Below are 17,929 nucleotides of genomic sequence, written 5' to 3' on the forward strand. Positions count from 1 at the left end.
CCCGACGCCCTCCCGAACCAGCCATCACTGAGCGAAGAGCAGCACCGGCGTTTCGAGCAGTTTCCTGAGCGCCTGGACATAGCTCGCCGCGTCCCAGCCATCGACGACGCGATGGTCGCAGCTGATCGACAGGTTCATCAGCCTGGCGCGCACGATATCGTCGCCTCGGAACACCGGACGCTCGACGATCTTGTTCGGGCCGATGATCGCCACTTCGGGCCGATTGATCACCGGCGTGGTGGCGATCCCGCCGAGCGGGCCGAGGCTGGTGACGGTGATCGTCCCCCCGCCTAGTTCCTCCGGCTTCAGCTTCGATGCGCGCGCCGCCTCCGCGAGCCGGGTGATCTCGGCGGCGAGCTGCCACACGTTGCGATCCTGCGCATCGCGGATCACCGGCACGGTCAGCCCGGCATCGGTCTGCGTCGCCATGCCGAGATGGACCCGGCCCGAGCGCGTCACGATCCCCGCCTCGTCATCATAACGCGCGTTGAGCATCGAGAAATCGGGGAGCGTGCGGCAGATCGCGACGATCAGCAGCGGCAGCATCGTCAGCTTCGGGCGCTGCCCGCGCGTCGCATTGAGGTCCGCGCGCACCCGTTCCAGCTCGGTCACGTCGATCTCGTCGACATAGGTGAAATGCGGGATGCTGCGCTTCGATGCGGCCATGTTCTCGGCGATGCGGCGGCGCATCCCGATCACCTTGATCTGCTCGTCGGCGCAGGCCCGGCTGGCGTGCGGGGCATGATAGCCCTGCCCCGAGGCATAACGCAGATAGGCATCGAGATCGGCGTGACGAATGCGATCGCCCTCCGCCGCCTTCACCGCGGCGAGATCGACCCCCAGATCCTGCGCGCGGGCACGAACCGCTGGCGAGGCGAGCACGTGGTGAGGCGGCGCACTTGTCTCTTCAGCCGCCACCGCCTTCACGGCGGCAGGCTCGGTCGCCACAGCCGCTGGCGGCACCGCGACCGGCGCGGGCGCGGCGGGGGCAGCCGCGACAACCACCGGCTCGATCACGGCAGTGCCCGGCGTTTCCGCCTCGATCTGCTCGGCCGCCTCTTCCTCGCCCTCGATCTCGATCACCACCAGCGTCGCGCCGATCGACACCTGATCGCCAACCTCCCCGGCAAGCTCCACGACCGTCCCCGCAACCGGGCTCTCCATCTCCACCGTCGCCTTGTCGGTCATCATGTCCGCAATCTGCTGGTCTTCCTCGACCCGATCACCAACCTTGATATGCCAGGCAACAATCTCCGCCTCGGAAATGCCCTCGCCAATATCCGGCAAACGGAACTTGAAACGCGCCATCATATTGCTCCCGTGACGCGCCGCAGCGCTGCAATCAAACGATCCGGTCCGGGAAAATAATCCCATTCGAATGCGTGCGGATAAGGCGTGTCGAACCCGGTGACGCGCTCGATCGGCGCCTCGAGGTGATAAAAGCAGCGTTCCTGCACCAGCGCCGACAGCTCCGCGCCAAAGCCACCAAAGCGCGATGCTTCATGCAATATGACGCACCGGCCGGTCTTCGTCACCGAAGCGACGATCGTCTCGATATCCAGCGGCACGATCGACCGGAGATCGATCAGTTCGGCATCGATCCCGCATTCCGCGATGGCAGCGGCGGCGACATGAACCATCGTGCCGTAAGCCAGAACCGTAGCAGCCTCGCCTTCGCGCAAAACCGCCGCCTTGCCGAGCGGCACGCGATACACCCCTTCCGGCACAATCGCCGCCGGTTCGTTGGCCCAGGTCTTCAGCGGGCGATCGTGCCGCCCGTCGAACGGACCATTGTAAAGCCGCTTGGGCTCAAGGAAGATCACCGGGTCGTCATCCTCGATCGCCGCGATCAACAGGCCCTTGGCGTCATAAGGGGTGGATGGGATCACCGTCTTCAGCCCCGTGATATGGGCGAAGATCGCCTCCGGCGACTGGCTGTGGGTCTGGCCGCCGAAGATGCCGCCGCCATAAGGAGAGCGCACGGTGATCGGCGCGGAGAATTCACCGCCGGAACGATAGCGCAAGCGGGCCGCCTCGCTCACCAATTGATCGAAGGCCGGCAGGATATAATCGGCGAACTGGATCTCCGGCACCGGGCGCAGGCCGTTGGCGCCCATGCCGATCGCCGTGGCGATAATCCCGCCCTCGCTGATCGGAGCGTCGAAACAGCGCGTCAGCCCGTGGCGCTGTTGCAGCCCGTCGGTCACGCGGAATACGCCGCCGAAATAGCCGACGTCCTGACCGAAGATCAGCATATCGGGATCATCCGCCAGCTTGACGTCCAGCGCGGAGTTGATCGCCTGGACCATGTTCATCACCGCCATCGCGTCAGGCCTCCACTTCGCGGCGCTGCTCGATCAGGCGCCAGTCGGGTTCCTTGAACACGCCCTCGAACATCTCGGCGACGGGTGGCTTGGATTTCCCGAGCGTCCCGGTCTTTTCCGCTTCCTTCACCGCCGCGCGAACCTCACTGTCCAGTTCCTCGATCAGCGCCGCGTGGCGCGCTTCATCCCATTCGCCGATCGCGATCAGATGCGCTTTGAGCCGATCGACCGGATCGCCCAGCGGCCAATGCTCCGCTTCGTCCGCCGGGCGATAACGGGTCGGATCATCGGATGTGGAATGGCCGGCGGCGCGATAGGTGAAGAACTCGATCAGCGTAGAGCCATGCCCGGCCCGCGCGCGCTCCGCCGCCCAGGCGACCGCCGCCCAGACCGCGAGGAAATCGTTCCCGTCGACCCGCAGGCCGGGAAGCCCATAGCCGATCGCCTTGGCCGCGAAGGTCGTTGCTTCGGCGCCGGCGATCCCGGCAAAGCTCGAAATCGCCCATTGATTGTTGGTGACGCACAGGATCGATTGCGCGCGATAGACGCTGGCGAACGTCAGCGCCTCGTGGAAATCGCCCTCCGCCGTGGTCCCTTCGCCGATATACGCCAGCGCCACATCGTCTTCACCGCGATAGGCCGAGGCCATCGCCCAGCCGACCGCATGGCCGAAGCGACTACCGACGTTGCCCGACAGCGAGTAAAAGCCATAGTCGCGCGCTGAATAGAGGATCGGGAGTTGCCGCCCCTTCAGCGGATCGCGCGCATTGGAAAATATCTGGTGGCACAGTTCGACGAGCGGATAATCGCGCGCCATAAGCCAGCCGAGCACGCGATAGGTGGGGAAGCACATATCGCGCTGCCCGAGCATTAGCGACGGCGCCACCGCCACCGCCTCCTCTCCGGTCGATTTCATATAGAAGCTCGTCTTGCCCTGCCGGTGCGCGCGAAACAGCCGGTCGTCGAAGGCACGCGTTACCAGCATCGCGCGCAGTCCGCGGCGCAACGCGTCGGGCGACAGGTGCGGATTCCATGGCCCGACGGCCTGCGCCGCATCGTCCAGCACGCGGATCAACTCGAACGGCAAATCGCGCATTTCCGTTTCGGCCGCGCACGCATCGGGCCGGCGCACCGCTCCGGGGGCGGACACGTCCAGCCTTGAGAAATCGGGTGCATCGCCGGGCCGGGCAAGCGGCGTCGGAATGTGAAGGCGAGTGGTGGCGTGTGTGGGCATGGGCTGCATCTCCGCCACGATATATGCGGGCATACCGCCATCCTCGAATTGCTAATTTCGTCGACAATTCCGCGATCAGCGAAATATACATCCCAAATAGAGATAGAAATTAGGACGAAATTCCGTGGATCAGTTCGATCGAAAAATTCTGGCAGAGTTGCAGCGCGAACCCGGCCTGTCCGCCGCCGCCGTCGCGGAACGGGTTGGCCTGTCGCATACGCCGTGCTGGCGACGCATCAGAAAGCTGGAGGAGGACGGCACCATCGCGGGCCGCGCCTTGTTGCTCAATCGCAAGGCGTTGGGGCTGAGCGCCGATGTCTTCGCGGAGATCCGCCTGAAGAACCATGACGAGGAAACGCTGACGCAATTCGAGCACGCCGTCAGCGAGCGCCCGGAAATTCTGGAATGCTTTTCTATGAGCGGCGAGCGCGATTATCTCATGCGCATCATCGTGGCGGACATTGCCGCTTACGAGACCTTCCTGAAAAAGGTGCTGCTCCATTTGCCGGGAGTGGGCTCGGTCAATTCGAGCTTCGCGCTCGCATGCGTCAAATCCACTACCCGGCTTCCGGTCTGAGGCTGGCGACCGGCCAGCCTCATCGCTTGTTCAATTGCTCGAACGTCTGATTTCCGATCGGATAGGCATTCCAGCCGTTCAGATCGAAATGCCACCATTCCTCCGGATAGACGGTGAAGCCATTACGCTCCATCGCCGTGCGCAACACCTCACGTAGCCAGCGCTGTTCGTCGCTGCCGCCGACGTAATCGGTATAGGAGCGGCTGGAAAATTCGTCATAGCGCCCGGTCGCGACGATCGGCTTGCCCGTCTTGAGATCGAACATCGTCAAATCGACCGCGGCGCCGCGATTGTGGCGCGATCCCTGGCTGGGATCGGCGACGAACATCCGGTTTTTAGGCGGCGTGGCGTCCCAGAAGATCTTGGTGACATACCATGGGCGATAGGCATCATGGATCAGCAGGCCGAAGCCCTGTTCCCCAAGCGCACGGTCAACACGGCCCAGTGCTTCCGCCGCCGGGCGCTGCATGAACGCCCCTGCGCTTTCATAGATCGGCTGGCCGGTGAAATTGTTGGCCGTCGCATAGCGGATATCGAGCCGGATGGCGGGGGTGATCTGGCGAACCGCTACGAGATCGGAGGGCCGTGCCGTCGGCGGTTCGGCCGGCGGCGTCGCGTTGCGCGCGTCGCGGCGCAAATCCGTGATGCCGGTGCGCATCGCCGCACGAACCGCCGCCTCAGCCTCGGCCCCGAAATCCCGGCGAGGGAAGCGGATGCCGCCCAGCATCGCCGCCGTCACTCGCCCATCGGCGCCGCGTTCGAAGTGCAACTGCTCATGCGGATACAGGCCGCGATCGGTCGGAAAGGCATACATATCCTTGGCAACGCGCGAAAGCGGACGCCAATCGGTCCATTCGATGCGGGCATAGGCTTTGCCGTCGCGCTGATAGATGCGCAGGATATTGTGATCGAATCCATATTCCCCGATCAGCGCGGCGAGTTCGGCATCTGGCGGCGGCGGCCGACGCCATTCGGCGCGCTGATAACGGCGCCCGTCGAGTTCCACCCACTGGCCGCCGGGATCGAGCGCGAGGTGCTCGTCGAACGTCTGCGCGTCATCGATCAGCGCACGCCCCTGCGCCTCGCGTACCTCGCCCGCCTGTTCCGGCGCGTCGAGCACCAGCGCACCATTATAGACCCGAAGGTTGAGGCTGTTCTCGCCATCGACGAAGCGTCCGGACAGGCGCGCCGCGCGTTCTCCTTCGATCGCGGTCGATCGCGTCCATTGCGGCGCCGGCTTTCCCTGTCGCGCGGCGAGCAGGCTGCCGAGCGCGAAATCGCCCAGCCGACGCGCAGTGGTGCCGGCGTCGACCGTGCTGAACACGATCACCCCAAGCCCCGCCTCCGGCGCCAGCCGAACATCGGTCGCGAACCCGTAAACCGCGCCGCCATGGCCAACCGTCCGCTGCCCGTCGCTCGCCCCCAGCACGAAGCCGAGGCCGAATTGCCGCTCGCCTCCATCCGGGAATTGCGGGCGCCACATCTCAGTGAGCGTTTCTGCCCGCAGGAATGGCGCTCCATTCGGCAGCGCCCCCCTGTTCAGCAAAACCTGCACGAACCGGCCGAGATCGCTGGCGTTGGTGTAGAGGTTGCCGGCGGCAGGGGTGCCCAATTCCAGCGCCGGCGCATCGAAACGCGGGCCATCGAACGAGGCCATTTGCGCGCGGGCAACGGGATGTGTCAGCGCGCTCCGTGACAATCCGCTGGCCGTCATGCCCAGCGGCGAAAGGATCATCTGGTTGACGGCCTGCTCATACGGCATGCCCGTGACGCGCGCGATCACCTCCCCGACCACGGCGATTCCGGCATTGGAATATTTGGTGATCGTGCCGGGCCGCGCCGCCAATGTCGTCTCATTGAGGCTGGCGACCGAATCCGCCTGCCCTTTCTGATCCGCATCGAAATAATTGCCACGCGGCGGCTCACGAACGAGGCCGCTGCGATGCGTCATCAGCTGGCGCAAGGTGATCGGCACGCCGAACGGATTGTGCGGGTGGAAATCGGGGAGGTAACGGGTCACCGGCGCGTCGAGGTCTATCCGCCCTTGCTCGACCAGCTTCATCACCACGACATCGGTGAATAATTTGGTGACCGATCCAGCGCGATAGAGGCTGTCCGCCGCGACGGGGGTGTCGCCGCCGCCGCTCCACATCTGTTGCCAGATGATGCCGCGTCGATCGATCAGCGCGATGGCGATCGACGGAATTTGTTTGTCCGCGATCTCGGCCTGCGCCGCCGCGGTGATCCGCGCGCTGATCGCGGCGACCTGCTCCTGTGTAAGCGGCGTTTCCGATGGCGCGGGCGCGGCTTCCACATGGGATAGCGCGATCAGCCCTGTTGCCGGCGCGGCGAACAACAGCCCGGCCGCGAACCATTTGCCGCCCGAACGCCGTAGCGAGCGCATATCATCCTGCGATCGTATCGCTCGCCCCATCAACCTTCTCCCAATAGAAAATGCGTCACGGCCACGCGCGCGGAACTGCGGCCACCGGGCGATGGCGGTGCGGCCATGGCCTGCTCCCCGATCTGCCAGCGCACGCACGCCTCGCGTGGGAAGGCGGCAGCGACAATCCGCGTGGATCGCCCCTGCGCTGTCCCTCGTTGGAGTTCCGCCATCTCTTCCCTCCGCAAAATTTCCGGATCGTTCGGCGTCTGCCACTCGTTAGAATTTTCACAATCTGAATTTTTGTCAACTCAGGATGAAAATTTAACTTGGCGCTACTATTTTCTAGTCAGGCCACCGCGTTATCGGCTCCATTTGGGAGGATCCCATGACCTGACACAGGCAGCTGCGCCTGCTAGATCGACGAAATCGCGAGGAAGGGTTTCGATGTCCGCAGTCAATTTTCAAGATCCGAAAAACGATGAGACGCAGCATGGGGAATTGACCGATCCCGGCGCGATCCTGCGGCAATTGCGTACCGAGCGTGGAATGACGCTCGCCGAAGTCAGTCAGCGGACCGGCCTGCCGATCTCGACGCTTTCGAAGCTCGAAACCGGCAAGATGCCGTTGAATTACAGCAAATTGCTGCGCCTGAGTAAGGGGCTGGATCTCGATATCACGCGCCTGTTCTCAAGCAGCGCTCCACGGCGCCCCGCCGCCCGCGCGCCCTCCGCGGGGATGACCAGCGGACGCCGCAGCCTGACTCGCGCAGGCAAAGGTCCGTCGATCCGCACCGCGACTTACAATTACGTCTATCCCGCAGCCGATCTGCTCCAAAAATCGTTAAATCCGATGGTCTTGGATGTTCAGGCCAGATCGATCGAAGAGTTCGGCGAACTGATGCGCCACCCTGGCGAGGAATATGCCATGGTGCTTGAGGGGCAGTGCGAGTTCCACTGTGATCTTTATGCGCCGGTTCACATGGCGCAGGGGGATTCGATCTATTTCGATGGCGTGATGGGGCACGCCTATGTCGCGGTGGGCGATGCGCCGTGTCGCATCCTGTGCGTCTGCTCCGCCGGGGGCGATGAACTCAAACCCTTGCTCCAACCGATCGACGCGAGCTGAATTCGCCACTGGATTTTCAATTGCCGGGAGCCGCCATGGACTTCCCCCACCCGTTCGGCGCAGCTGAGTGCCATCCGCGATGAGCCGCTGATCGCCGCGCCGCTCGCCCGGTCCGGGCGGGCCAGGCGCCTCTCATCATGGCCGGCGCCACAATCAATCAACGCTCCCCTTGCTCGATTGAAAATTTCTAATTAGGATAAATTTGTCGTAAAAAGAAAACTAGCACCTGGGGAGCAGATTGATGCAGTTTTGGAGCGCGCTGAATCGATATCTGTTGCCCGGCCTTGCGTTCAAGGCGGTGGTTATCGGTGGCGGCTATGCCACCGGCCGCGAACTGGTCGAATTCTTCATGCCCGCCGGTCCGGTAGGCGGGCTGCAGGGCATGGTTCTGGCGACATTGATATGGAGCGCGGTCTGCGCGCTGACCTTTCTGTTCGCCTTCAGGATCGGCGCGACGGATTATCACAACTTCTTCCGTAACCTGCTCGGGCGCTTCGATTTCCTGTTCGAGATTATCTATTTCGCGTTTCTGATCCTCGTGCTCTCGGTATTTGGATCGGCCGCCGGCACGCTCGGCGCGTCGCTGTTGGGGCTGCCTGAGATCGTCGGCACGCTGGCGCTCATCGCGCTTACCCTTACCGTCATCGCACTTGGACAGGGGGCGGCCGAAACATTGTTCAAATATGTCTCGGTCCTGCTTTATGGCGTTTACGCGATTTTCCTCGTGCTGTGCCTCGCATCTTTCTTCCCGGAGATCCGCGCGGGGCTAAACCAGGTCGCGCCGACTACCGGATGGGCGGTCGGCGGCATCACCTATGCCTCGTATAATGTCATCGGCGCCGTGCTGATCCTGCCCGTGCTGCGGCATCTGAGATCGGGGCGCGACGCTGTAATCGCTGGGCTTTTGTCCGGGCCGCTGGCGATGATCCCGGCGCTTGCCTTCTTCGTCTGCCTGATCCCGTTCAATCCCGGCATTCTCCACGAGCCTTTGCCGTCGGATTTCGTGCTCAAGGCCCTGGGCATCCCCGCATTCCACTTTGCCTTTCAAGCGATGGTCTTCTTTGCCCTGCTCGAATGCAGTGTCGGCTTCGTTCAGGCGTTCATGGCCCGCGTCGACGTGCACAATGAGCGACGCGGCCGCCAGACGCCCCAATCGCTGCGCATCCTCGTTCCGGCGGCCATCACGCTCGGATCGGTATTCATCGCCGCCAACATCGGCCTCGTCGCGCTTATCGCGCAGGGATACCGGATCATGGGCTATGCGATCCTCGTGATCTATGTCGTGCCGCTGTTGACCGTCGGGGTCGCCCGACTGTGGCGCCCGAAGCCCCTCCCCCGCATAGCCGACGAAAGCGTCGCCTGAGACGATTGAGATTGTGTCCCGTGGCATGAGCGCCACGGCGACACATCGCGCCTTTCTCTAATCTGACCAGAGCAAGCACCGCAGCGACGTGATGAGCGTCGATGCGGTGCTAAAGCTTATGCTGGATCGGAGCTTGTGGGCGGCCCGCCGCCCCCCGGGCGCCGACCGTTCAATCCGTCAGTGCGCAGCGACAGCCGGGCAGCCCGATCGTCGCATAGCACGCGAGCGCTACCGACCAGCCCGATCGTCGCATATCACGCGAGCGCTACCGGGCAGCCCAATCGTCACATACCAGGCGAGCGCTACCGGGCAGCCCAATCGTCGCATAGCACGCGAGCGCTACCGGGCAGCCCGATCGTCGCATCCCAGGCGAGCGCTACCGGGCAGCCGCCACGGAGCAAGATCGCCGCCCGTTCAACGATCCAACGGCCACAAAAAGAAAGGGGCAGCGACCGAACATTGGTCGCTGCCCCTAAGGCATCTCTGTTACAGGTTAATCTATATGGTCAGAACTTCAGTTTTACCCCAGCCGAGTAATAGCGGCCGATCACATCATAGTTCGGATTGGTATATGGCGTATAAGGCGGGCTGACATCGAACATGTTGTTCACGTTCCCGAACAACGTGAACTCGCCAACCTTGAATTGCAGGCCAAGATCGAAATAGGTGCGCGCGCTGACCTGATTGTTGAGGATCGGCTGGCCATTGCCCCCGAGGAGTTGGCTATAGATACCGCCGCCAACGTAACGGGCGCGCAGATCGACACCGAAACTTTCGTCCGAATAATTCACGGCACCCGTCACGCGCCATTTCGGGGTCGAAAAGGCAGTATCGCCACCGACGACGCCGGCCACGTCATTCCCGTTGATCCGCAGATCGAAGATGTGGTTGGCGACCACGCGGAACGTCACCGCCCCGTCGCCCGCGCGCGTCCGATACGATCCGTCGATGTCGATACCGCGCGTCTTGTAAGACGCCAGATTGCGGTAGAACACATTGAGATATTCGATCGTGCCGTTCGGATTGCGGCTGATGACGCCGCCGCAGGTCACATCGGTCTTCGACGCCGCATAGCATTGATTGAGCGTGTCCTGCGGGGTCACTACCGTGATCACATTATCGATACTGATCGAATAGTAATCGACGGAGACGTTGAAGCCCTTGAGGAACCTCGGCGAATACGAACCGCCCAGCGTCAGCGTGTGCGAGATTTCCGGGGTCAGCTTCGCATTGCCGCCCGAATAGATCACCACATTGGCTTGTGGTGCGCCTTTGAACGGGTCCTGCAGATTGCTGATGTTGGTCGAACGGGAGAGATAATATTCGGTGATGCTGGGTGAGCGAATATCGCGCGAATAGACCGCGCGCAGCAACAGATCGTTGGCAACGCGCATCGTGCCGCCGGTCTTCCACGTCCAGATGCCGCCGCTGGTGCTATAATCGGAATAGCGCGCCGCGCCATTGACCTCCAGCCGGATGGTATCCGGGATATTGATCAACGGCACGTTGACCTCGCCGAACGCTTCCCTGACGCTGAATTTGCCGTTCGTCGCGGACGAATTGAGCGTCGAGAATGCTTTCGCCTGCGACAACGGATCCACATAGCTGGTGACCAGCTTTTCCCACCGCCAATCGGTACCGAAGGCGATGTCGATCGGCCCGGCGCCGGTCGAGAAAGGCTGGCCGTGAACACTCGCGCCCGCCGCGTCGAGCTTGTTCGTATAGATCGAGCGGGTGCCGCCAAAGGCATAGGCCACCGCCTGCGGCGAGATATTGCCGTTGCCAAGCAAGTTGATCGGCGCGCAGGCGGGATCGTCGTTGGTTGTAATCGCATCGGCATTGATGCGGCACGTCGGCGTGCCGTTCACCAATACTGAATCGACCGCGTTGTTGAACTTGGCGGTGATCCGCTGATTATAGAGCGACTGGTCGCTCCGCAGTTCGCCATGATCGTAATAGACGTCATAGCCCCAGGTTTCGCCGAATTTCCCCTTCAGGCCGATCGCGCCTTCCAGATTGCGGCGATTATATTTGAAGTTCAGCATGCGCTTCGGGCCAACATCGTCAAGGATGCGCCCCAGCACGAATGGCGTGGTCACCCCCGCCGCCGCCAGTTGCGAACGCGCGGTCGCGGTCAGGAAGGCATTGTCCGGCATGATCACGGCGAGCGGGGTTTCGGGGAAGAAACCGTAATTCGCCATCATGCGGTTGAAGCTGCCATTGGCCCAGAGCTTCAGCGAATCCGTAAGGTCATAAGTCGCACGCGCGAACACGTTGGTCCGCTCGTATGGCGATGAAACGGCGACATAATCGTAGATGTTCTGCCCGCTTCCACCCACGGTGAACTGGCCGGCGGTTTCGCTGCCCAGCGGAAGCGGCCCGACGGTGCCATTGGGGTTGAACACAAGATTATATGGCGCGCCCGTCAGCCCGAGGATCGAACCCCCGCGGTTGATGATCGTATAATTGACATCATTCGCCAGAATGAGCTGGCCGTTGGCACGTTGAAAAACGCCCGCCTCCAGATTTGGGCGGCTTTTGCGGCTGAGGATGCCCTTGTCGTCGGTATAGTCACCGCCGATCATGAAATGGCCGCGTCCCCCTGCGAACTCCGTGCCCCAGGCGGCGTCGAAGCTGTAGCGCATGCCATCCCCGCGGGACGAAATGCCGGTTTGCGCGCCAACGCGCAGCCCCTTCATCTCGTCATCGAGAATGATGTTCACCACGCCCGCGACCGCGCCCGATCCCCATGCCGCCGATGCGCCGCCGGTCACCACGTCAACCCGCTTGATCAGGCTCTGCGGCACGGTGTTGAGATCCATGCTGCCCATGAACCGATGTCCGTCGAGCAGGGTCAGCGTCCGCACCGCGCCAAGCCCGCGCAAATCGGCGGTGGCCGTGCCGCTGGTTGTGTTGCCCACGGTCGTCGCCGGGGTCACCGTGGCGCGGAACTGCGGCATATCGTTCAGAACCTGCGCGATGCTCGGGCGGTTGCCGAGACGCAATTCGGTTTCGCTGATCACCGTCGTCGGCGTCGGCGCATCAAAGCCGAGGCGCTGAATGCGCGAGCCCGTCACCACGACGTCCCGATCCGACTCCCCCCGATCGGCGGGCGCCGCGGTCGTTTCCGGCAACGTCTGCGCCCAGACCGACGTCGAACCGAGTATCATCGTCAGGGCGGTGCCCGCCGACCAAAATACGCGCTTGGCTTTCATGGATCTCCCCTCTTCTTTTTCAATGGCGCGACGCCGGCGATGGCCGATGCCACTTTTCCTCCCGGGCCGTTTGCCAGTCGGCCGATTGCCAAACGCAAGGTCCGCAATACCGGGCAGGATTGAGCACGCCTCATTGGAGAATGCAATCCCAATACGGACGCAAAAGCCGCCTTCGAAAACATCGTGACCAATCCGCCACACCCTGAAAATTCGGCAAATCGGTGCACTTTTCCCAATAAATCCAAAATTGGATTCGAGATCCCTGCTTATATAAAATACTTCTCCTGTTAATTGTCGACATTGTCAGAAATAAGAAATTTTCAATTTGCCTCATTAATTTAGAAAGCGACATACTACATTACGAGCATTCTCGAAGAAACCTCACATTTTACTATTACTTTAACCTAAATACATTACAATTTGTCGATTTTAACTGAACACGAACTCACGTATCGCGGCGACGGAGAAGAATCCCAATCCGAGAATTTTCATATATTGAAAAATTTGGAGAGCGCCGCCATAAGCCTCCCACTTAGGAGAAGGCCCCCCGAATCATGGCACATTTCGACGCCTCCAAAGCGCCGCGCTCGCGGGCGATGCGTTGGTTGAAGCGCATTGGGAAAGGTGCGCTCGGCTTGGTCGCGCTCGTCGTCTTGGCGGGGGTCGGATACGAGTGGATCGGCCGCTTCAACGCGAAACGCCTCTATCCGCCACCCGGCAAGATCGTGGATATCGGCGGGCGGGACATGCACATCGATTGTCGCGGTTCGGGCTCCCCGACCGTGGTTTTCGAATCCGGGCTGGGCTCGGGCGGGTCGGTCGACTGGCGATTGGTGCAGGACAAGATCGCCGGTGTGACGCGCGCATGCGCCTATGATCGCGCGGGCATCATGTGGAGCGACAGCAAGTCCACGCCGCAGGACGGAGCCGCGGTCGCGGATGATCTCCACGCCACATTGAAAAGCGCCGGGATAACCGGCCCGATCGTGCTGGTCGGGCATTCGGTCGGCGGCCCCTACACCACCATCTACACCGCGAAGTACGGCAGTCAGGTCGCCGGGCTGGTTCTCGTCGACCCCACCCATCCCGATCAGGTTGCGCGGTTGGGCACGATCACGCAGGCCGATCTCAATCCGCGATCCTATATCCGCGTCGTGAGTGTCGCATCGGCGCTTTCGTGGATGGGTGTGCCGCGGCTGATCGCAGCCCGTGGCGGATCGCCGAAGCTCCCGGCAAGCGCCAATGCGGCGATGGCCGCTTATGGCAGCCATTCGATCGGCGGCTCGCTCTCGGAAATCGAAGGATTCGACCGGACGCTGGATCAGGCGCGCGCGTCGCACGATTTCGGCAATCGGCCGTTGATCGTTTTGACCTCGATGGCGCCGCCTCCGCCCGCCACCCTGAAAATGCTGAACCTGAAACCGGAGGAAGGCGTTCGCTTCAAGCAGATCTGGCGCGAACTCCATGCGGAAATGACAAAATGGTCGACCCGCGGCCAGCAGCGGATTGTGCCCGACGCGGGCCATTATATTCAGATCGATCGCCCGGACGTGGTGATCACGGCGGTCGCCGATATGGTCGGCATGGTACGCGCCGGGGAAGCAGCCGGCCACGCCAAATGACCCCGCGCCGGCGGACAAACCCTTCCGTCATTGGCCACGGACAATTCGCGAACATCCTCAACCATCACCCTGCAATGCGATTGCAAAGGAAAACCCGATGACCCGTCCGATTCAGCGCGCCGGCCTTGCCGGGATCGCCCTGCTGCTCGCACTTCCCGCGCAAGCGTCCCCAATCGCTACCCCGGCCGATCTGGGCACGGCGGTTTCCGCGCAGATCGCGTGCGCCAGCATCTTCGTCACCGGGCGCGCCGAAGCGGATGTGCTGCGTGACGACGTTCACGCGCTGGCCCCTTTCACACAGGCGGTAACGCTGGCGGTCGATCGCACGGCCCGCACCGTCACGGCATCCGCCCCCGGTGGCGCCACCCGCACCGCATTGTACCGCCCTGCCGTGGGGTGCACGTTGCTCACCGACGGGGTGGCGCGCGACGTGCTGGAGCGTCAGGTTGCGCATCTGACGCCGCCGAAGGCACGCCCCGCCGCGCGCTGGCCGCAGGGGGACAAGACCCCGCCGTTGCAAACCAGCGCCGCGCTGGCAAAGGCCGTCAACGACGCATTCGTCGAACAGAATAAGGGTGGCCACCCGGATACCCGCGCGATCGTCGTGATCCAGGGAGGACGGATCGTCGCGGAGCAATATGCCCCCGGCTTCGATCGCAACAGCAAGCTGCTGGGCTGGTCCGCGAGCAAGAGCATCGCCGCCACGCTCGTCGGGCTGCTCGTCGATGATGGCGTGCTCAAGCTGGATGCGCCCGCGCCGGTGCCGGAATGGCAGCATGACGGTGATCCCCGCCGCGCCATCACCTTGCGCCAGTTGCTGACGATGTCGAGCGGCCTGCGTTTCGCCGAACCCTATAATCCCGGCTCGGATTCGATCCATATGCTGTTCGATTCGTCGGACATGGGCGCGGTCGCCGCCGCGCAGCCGCTCGATCACGCGCCCGGCACGGTGTGGAGTTACTCGTCGGGCACCACCAATATCCTGTCCGGCATCGTGGCTCGTGCGACCGGCGGAACGCTGGCGGACGTCACCCGCTTCGCGCGCAAGCGCCTGTTCGAACCGGCGGGGATGGCCAGCGCACTGATCGAACCGGATGAAGCGGGCGTGCCGATGGGCAGTTCCTACGCTTATGCCACCGCGCGCGATTGGGCGCGCTTCGGCTTGCTCTATCTCAATAACGGCATGGTCGGGAAAACGCGGATATTGTCACAGCGCTGGGTCGATTTCGTGCGGACGCCGACCAAGGCCGCGCCGCGCCCCGTCTATGGCGGCCAATTCTGGCTGAACCTTGCGGAAGAAGGCGGTGAACATCGGCGCATCTTCAAGGATCTGCCGGACGATACGTTCATGGCGATGGGCCATAACGAACAGAGCGTCTTGATCATTCCCTCACGCGATACCGTGATCGTGCGGTTGGGCTGGACGCCGGAAGGCCAGCGTTACGATCATAACAAATATCTGTCCGGCATCCTGGCAACGTTGCCACAGGTCGCTTCCAGGCCGTGATCCGCACCGCCCGTTGCGGGTGAGGATGCGTAACCAGGCCGACCGGGAAATTGGCACGCTTCCCGGTCGCAATTCGATTTCCACCGCCATTTCCCGATCGCGACACAGCTCCCGATCGGAAAATGGCAAACCAAAGACATAATGGGAGAATCCCGGCCATGCGATCGATCAAGGCCCTCGCCGCCGCGCTGCTGTTGCTGGGAGGAAGCGGCACGGTCGCGCAATCCGTCGACACATCAGCGCCGGCCGCGCAAGCGACCAGCGTCGCTCGCACCGCAACGCCGCCCGTCACCGCGCGACCGATGACCAAGCAAGATCTCGACGCATGGCTCGACGGCTATGTACCGTTCGCGCTGAAGCGCGGCGATATCGCCGGCGCGGTGGTCGTGGTGGTCAAGGACGGAAAGGTCCTCACCCAGCGCGGGTTCGGCTATGCCGATGTCGCGAAGCGCACCCCGGTCGATCCCGCCACCACGATGTTCCGCAATGGCTCCGTATCGAAGCTGGTCACCTGGACGGCGGTGATGCAGCAGGTGGAGGCCGGGCGGATCGACCTCGATGCCGATGTGAACGCCTATCTTGATTTCAAGATACCGCCCAAGGATGGCAAGCCGGTGACGATGCGTGAGCTGATGACTCACACTGCCGGGTTCGAGGAACACGCCAAATATGTGATGTTCGACGATCCGAAGAGCTTCATTTCGCTTGGCCAGTTCGTGAAGACGCAGCTTCCCCGGCGCATCTACACGCCCGGCACCACGCCGGCCTATTCCAATTATGGCGCCACGCTGGCCGGCTATATCGTGGAGCGCGTCAGCAAGACGCCGTTCAACGAATATATCGAACGCCACGTCTTCGCGCCGCTCGGCATGGCCCATTCCACTTTCCGCCAGCCGCTGCCCGGGGCGCTCGCGCCGTTCATGGCATCGGGATATAAGCTCGCATCGGGCAAGGCGGGGAAGTTCGAATTTCTCCCCACGGCGCCCGCCGGCGGCCTGTCCGCTTCCGGTGTAGACATGGCGCAGTTCATGATCGCGCACCTGGATCAGGGTGCGGGCCTGATGAAGCCGGAAACGGCGCGCATGATGCACGATACGCCGCTGACGATGCTGCCACCGCTTAACCGGATGGAATTGGGCTTTTTCGAAAGCAACATAAACGGCCGGCAGGTGATCGGGCATCTTGGTGACACCGTGCAGTTTCACACCGCGCTTCACCTGTTCATGAACGAAAAGGTCGGCCTGTTCGCCTCGTTCAACAGCTGGGGGAAAGATACGGCGGTCAGCCCGACGCGGCAGCAATTGTTCGAGGAATTCGCCGATCGCTACTTCCCCGCCATCGGCCCGGCCGACGGACGGGTTGATGCGAAAACCTCCACCGAACACGCGAAGCTGCTGGCAGGCCGCTGGATCAAGAGCCGTCGGGCCGAAACCACTCTTTTTTCGCTCACCAATCTGATGGGGCAGGTGGTGATAAGCGTGGACGACAAGGGCAATCCCGTGGTGCCCGTGGCGCGCGATCCCAGCGGCGCACCGATGAAATGGGTGGAAATCGCCCCCTTTGTCTGGCGCAATGTCAACGGCCACGAGCGGCTCGCCGCCAAGGTGGTCGGTGGCAAGGTCGTGCGCTGGAGCATCGATTCCGCGGCACCGTTCATGGTGTTCGATCGTGTGTCGTTCGGCAGCTCGGCCGGATGGATCACCCCGGCGCTGATCGCAAGCCTCGCGATCCTGCTCCTCACGGTCCTGCAATGGCCGATCGCAGCACTGATCCGCCGCCATTATCGGCTACACTTCGGGCTAAAGCATCACTCATCCCCCACTTATCGCAGCGTGCGCGGGTTTGCCGGGCTGACATTCGCCTTCGCGATCGGCTGGCTAATCTGCCTGAGCGTGCTGAAAACAGTCGACGCGTTCGATCCGTGGCTATGGCTGTTGCAGATCGGCGGCCTGCTCGCGCTGATCGGCGGCGTGTTGCTGGCGGTTTGGAATGTGCGGCTCGCATTCTCACAAAGACTCGGCTGGTTCAGCCAGGCCTGGAATGTGCTCATTTTGCTCGCGCTGTTGATGCTGGCTTATACAGCGTGGACGTTCGGTCTGCTTTCTATGTCAGTCCACTATTGATGGATCGGCTGAAGCTCGGCGTCACGGTCGCGCCGCGTCACCTTGCCGCGCTCTTCCGAGGGATCGACATGCGTGACGCGGCCGTCGTGATGCTAACCGACAGCCACCGCGAGGCATCAGGGCTCAACTACGTGAACGACGATCTGCCATGGATGCTCTCAGCGCTCGATCCGGCGCGCGGCGCGATCGGAAGTGGCCGATCACGCGACGAATTTGCATCGATCCTAGCACCCGACGGCACCCGCAACGCGGTGGAGGCCGCCTTGCGGCGCCCTGACCGAATGTTGATGATCGCGTAGGCGCCGCGCAGCGCTTATATGAGCGTGGCGTGCGCCAGCCTCGGCACCGCGCCGGGGTTCATGCTGGGCCAGCTTCGCGACCTTAATGATCTCGACGGCCCGATATTTCTGAAGCAGGGTCGTCGCCCGGTGCCGTCTATCGCGACGGAACGAT

The 17,929-nt window shown here is 62.6% G+C and carries 12 protein-coding genes; 7 read left to right on the forward strand and 5 right to left on the reverse strand.

The window, feature by feature from the left end:
* Positions 1-24: 24 nt before the first annotated feature.
* From P0Y64_16340 to P0Y64_16350, 3 genes are read right to left on the reverse strand one after another with little or no spacing between them, the layout of a single operon-like run.
* Positions 25-1,308: a dihydrolipoamide acetyltransferase family protein gene (locus tag P0Y64_16340; GenBank protein ID WEK42894.1), complete on the reverse strand. Its 1,284-nt coding sequence runs from the start codon at positions 1,306-1,308 to the stop codon at positions 25-27.
* Entirely contained in the window at positions 1,308-2,315 is a 1,008-nt protein-coding gene (locus tag P0Y64_16345) for an alpha-ketoacid dehydrogenase subunit beta (protein ID WEK45091.1), read from the reverse strand. Before P0Y64_16345 ends, P0Y64_16340 begins: the two co-directional genes overlap by 1 nt.
* A gap of 13 nt (positions 2,316-2,328) precedes the next feature.
* Positions 2,329-3,591: a thiamine pyrophosphate-dependent enzyme gene (locus P0Y64_16350; GenBank protein WEK42895.1), complete on the reverse strand. Its 1,263-nt coding sequence runs from the start codon at positions 3,589-3,591 to the stop codon at positions 2,329-2,331.
* Between the two features lie 91 nt (positions 3,592-3,682).
* Between P0Y64_16350 and P0Y64_16355 the strand changes: the two genes are divergently transcribed.
* Positions 3,683-4,135: an Lrp/AsnC family transcriptional regulator gene (locus tag P0Y64_16355; GenBank protein WEK42896.1), complete on the forward strand. Its 453-nt coding sequence runs from the start codon at positions 3,683-3,685 to the stop codon at positions 4,133-4,135.
* Between the two features lie 19 nt (positions 4,136-4,154).
* Here P0Y64_16355 and P0Y64_16360 read toward each other — a convergent pair whose 3' ends face one another.
* Complete coding sequence (locus P0Y64_16360) at positions 4,155-6,539, reverse strand: serine hydrolase (protein WEK42897.1); 2,385 nt, start codon at positions 6,537-6,539, stop codon at positions 4,155-4,157.
* Positions 6,540-6,965: 426 nt separating this feature from the next.
* Here P0Y64_16360 and P0Y64_16365 point away from each other — a divergent pair, with 426 nt between their 5' ends.
* Both P0Y64_16365 and P0Y64_16370 read left to right on the forward strand, forming a co-directional pair.
* The gene (locus P0Y64_16365) at positions 6,966-7,646 is read left to right on the forward strand and encodes an XRE family transcriptional regulator (protein WEK42898.1); all 681 of its coding nucleotides are present in this window, start codon (positions 6,966-6,968) and stop codon (positions 7,644-7,646) included.
* A gap of 241 nt (positions 7,647-7,887) precedes the next feature.
* Positions 7,888-9,009: a hypothetical protein gene (locus tag P0Y64_16370; GenBank protein WEK42899.1), complete on the forward strand. Its 1,122-nt coding sequence runs from the start codon at positions 7,888-7,890 to the stop codon at positions 9,007-9,009.
* A 506-nt stretch (positions 9,010-9,515) separates the two neighbouring features.
* Here P0Y64_16370 and P0Y64_16375 read toward each other — a convergent pair.
* The gene (locus P0Y64_16375) at positions 9,516-12,224 is read right to left on the reverse strand and encodes a TonB-dependent receptor (GenBank protein ID WEK42900.1); all 2,709 of its coding nucleotides are present in this window, start codon (positions 12,222-12,224) and stop codon (positions 9,516-9,518) included.
* Positions 12,225-12,829: 605 nt separating this feature from the next.
* Between P0Y64_16375 and P0Y64_16380 the strand changes: the two genes are divergently transcribed.
* From P0Y64_16380 to P0Y64_16395, 4 genes are all read left to right on the forward strand, one after another.
* Complete coding sequence (locus P0Y64_16380) at positions 12,830-13,846, forward strand: alpha/beta hydrolase (GenBank protein WEK42901.1); 1,017 nt, start codon at positions 12,830-12,832, stop codon at positions 13,844-13,846.
* 97 nt (positions 13,847-13,943) lie between these two features.
* Complete coding sequence (locus P0Y64_16385) at positions 13,944-15,353, forward strand: serine hydrolase (GenBank protein ID WEK42902.1); 1,410 nt, start codon at positions 13,944-13,946, stop codon at positions 15,351-15,353.
* A gap of 158 nt (positions 15,354-15,511) precedes the next feature.
* Complete coding sequence (locus P0Y64_16390) at positions 15,512-17,476, forward strand: serine hydrolase (protein WEK42903.1); 1,965 nt, start codon at positions 15,512-15,514, stop codon at positions 17,474-17,476.
* The gene (locus P0Y64_16395; GenBank protein WEK42904.1) at positions 17,476-17,775 is read left to right on the forward strand and encodes a hypothetical protein; all 300 of its coding nucleotides are present in this window, start codon (positions 17,476-17,478) and stop codon (positions 17,773-17,775) included. Before P0Y64_16390 ends, P0Y64_16395 begins: the two co-directional genes overlap by 1 nt.
* Positions 17,776-17,929: the final 154 nt, after the last annotated feature.

This window comes from Candidatus Sphingomonas colombiensis (assembly GCA_029202845.1).
GTDB lineage: Bacteria > Pseudomonadota > Alphaproteobacteria > Sphingomonadales > Sphingomonadaceae > Sphingomonas > Sphingomonas colombiensis.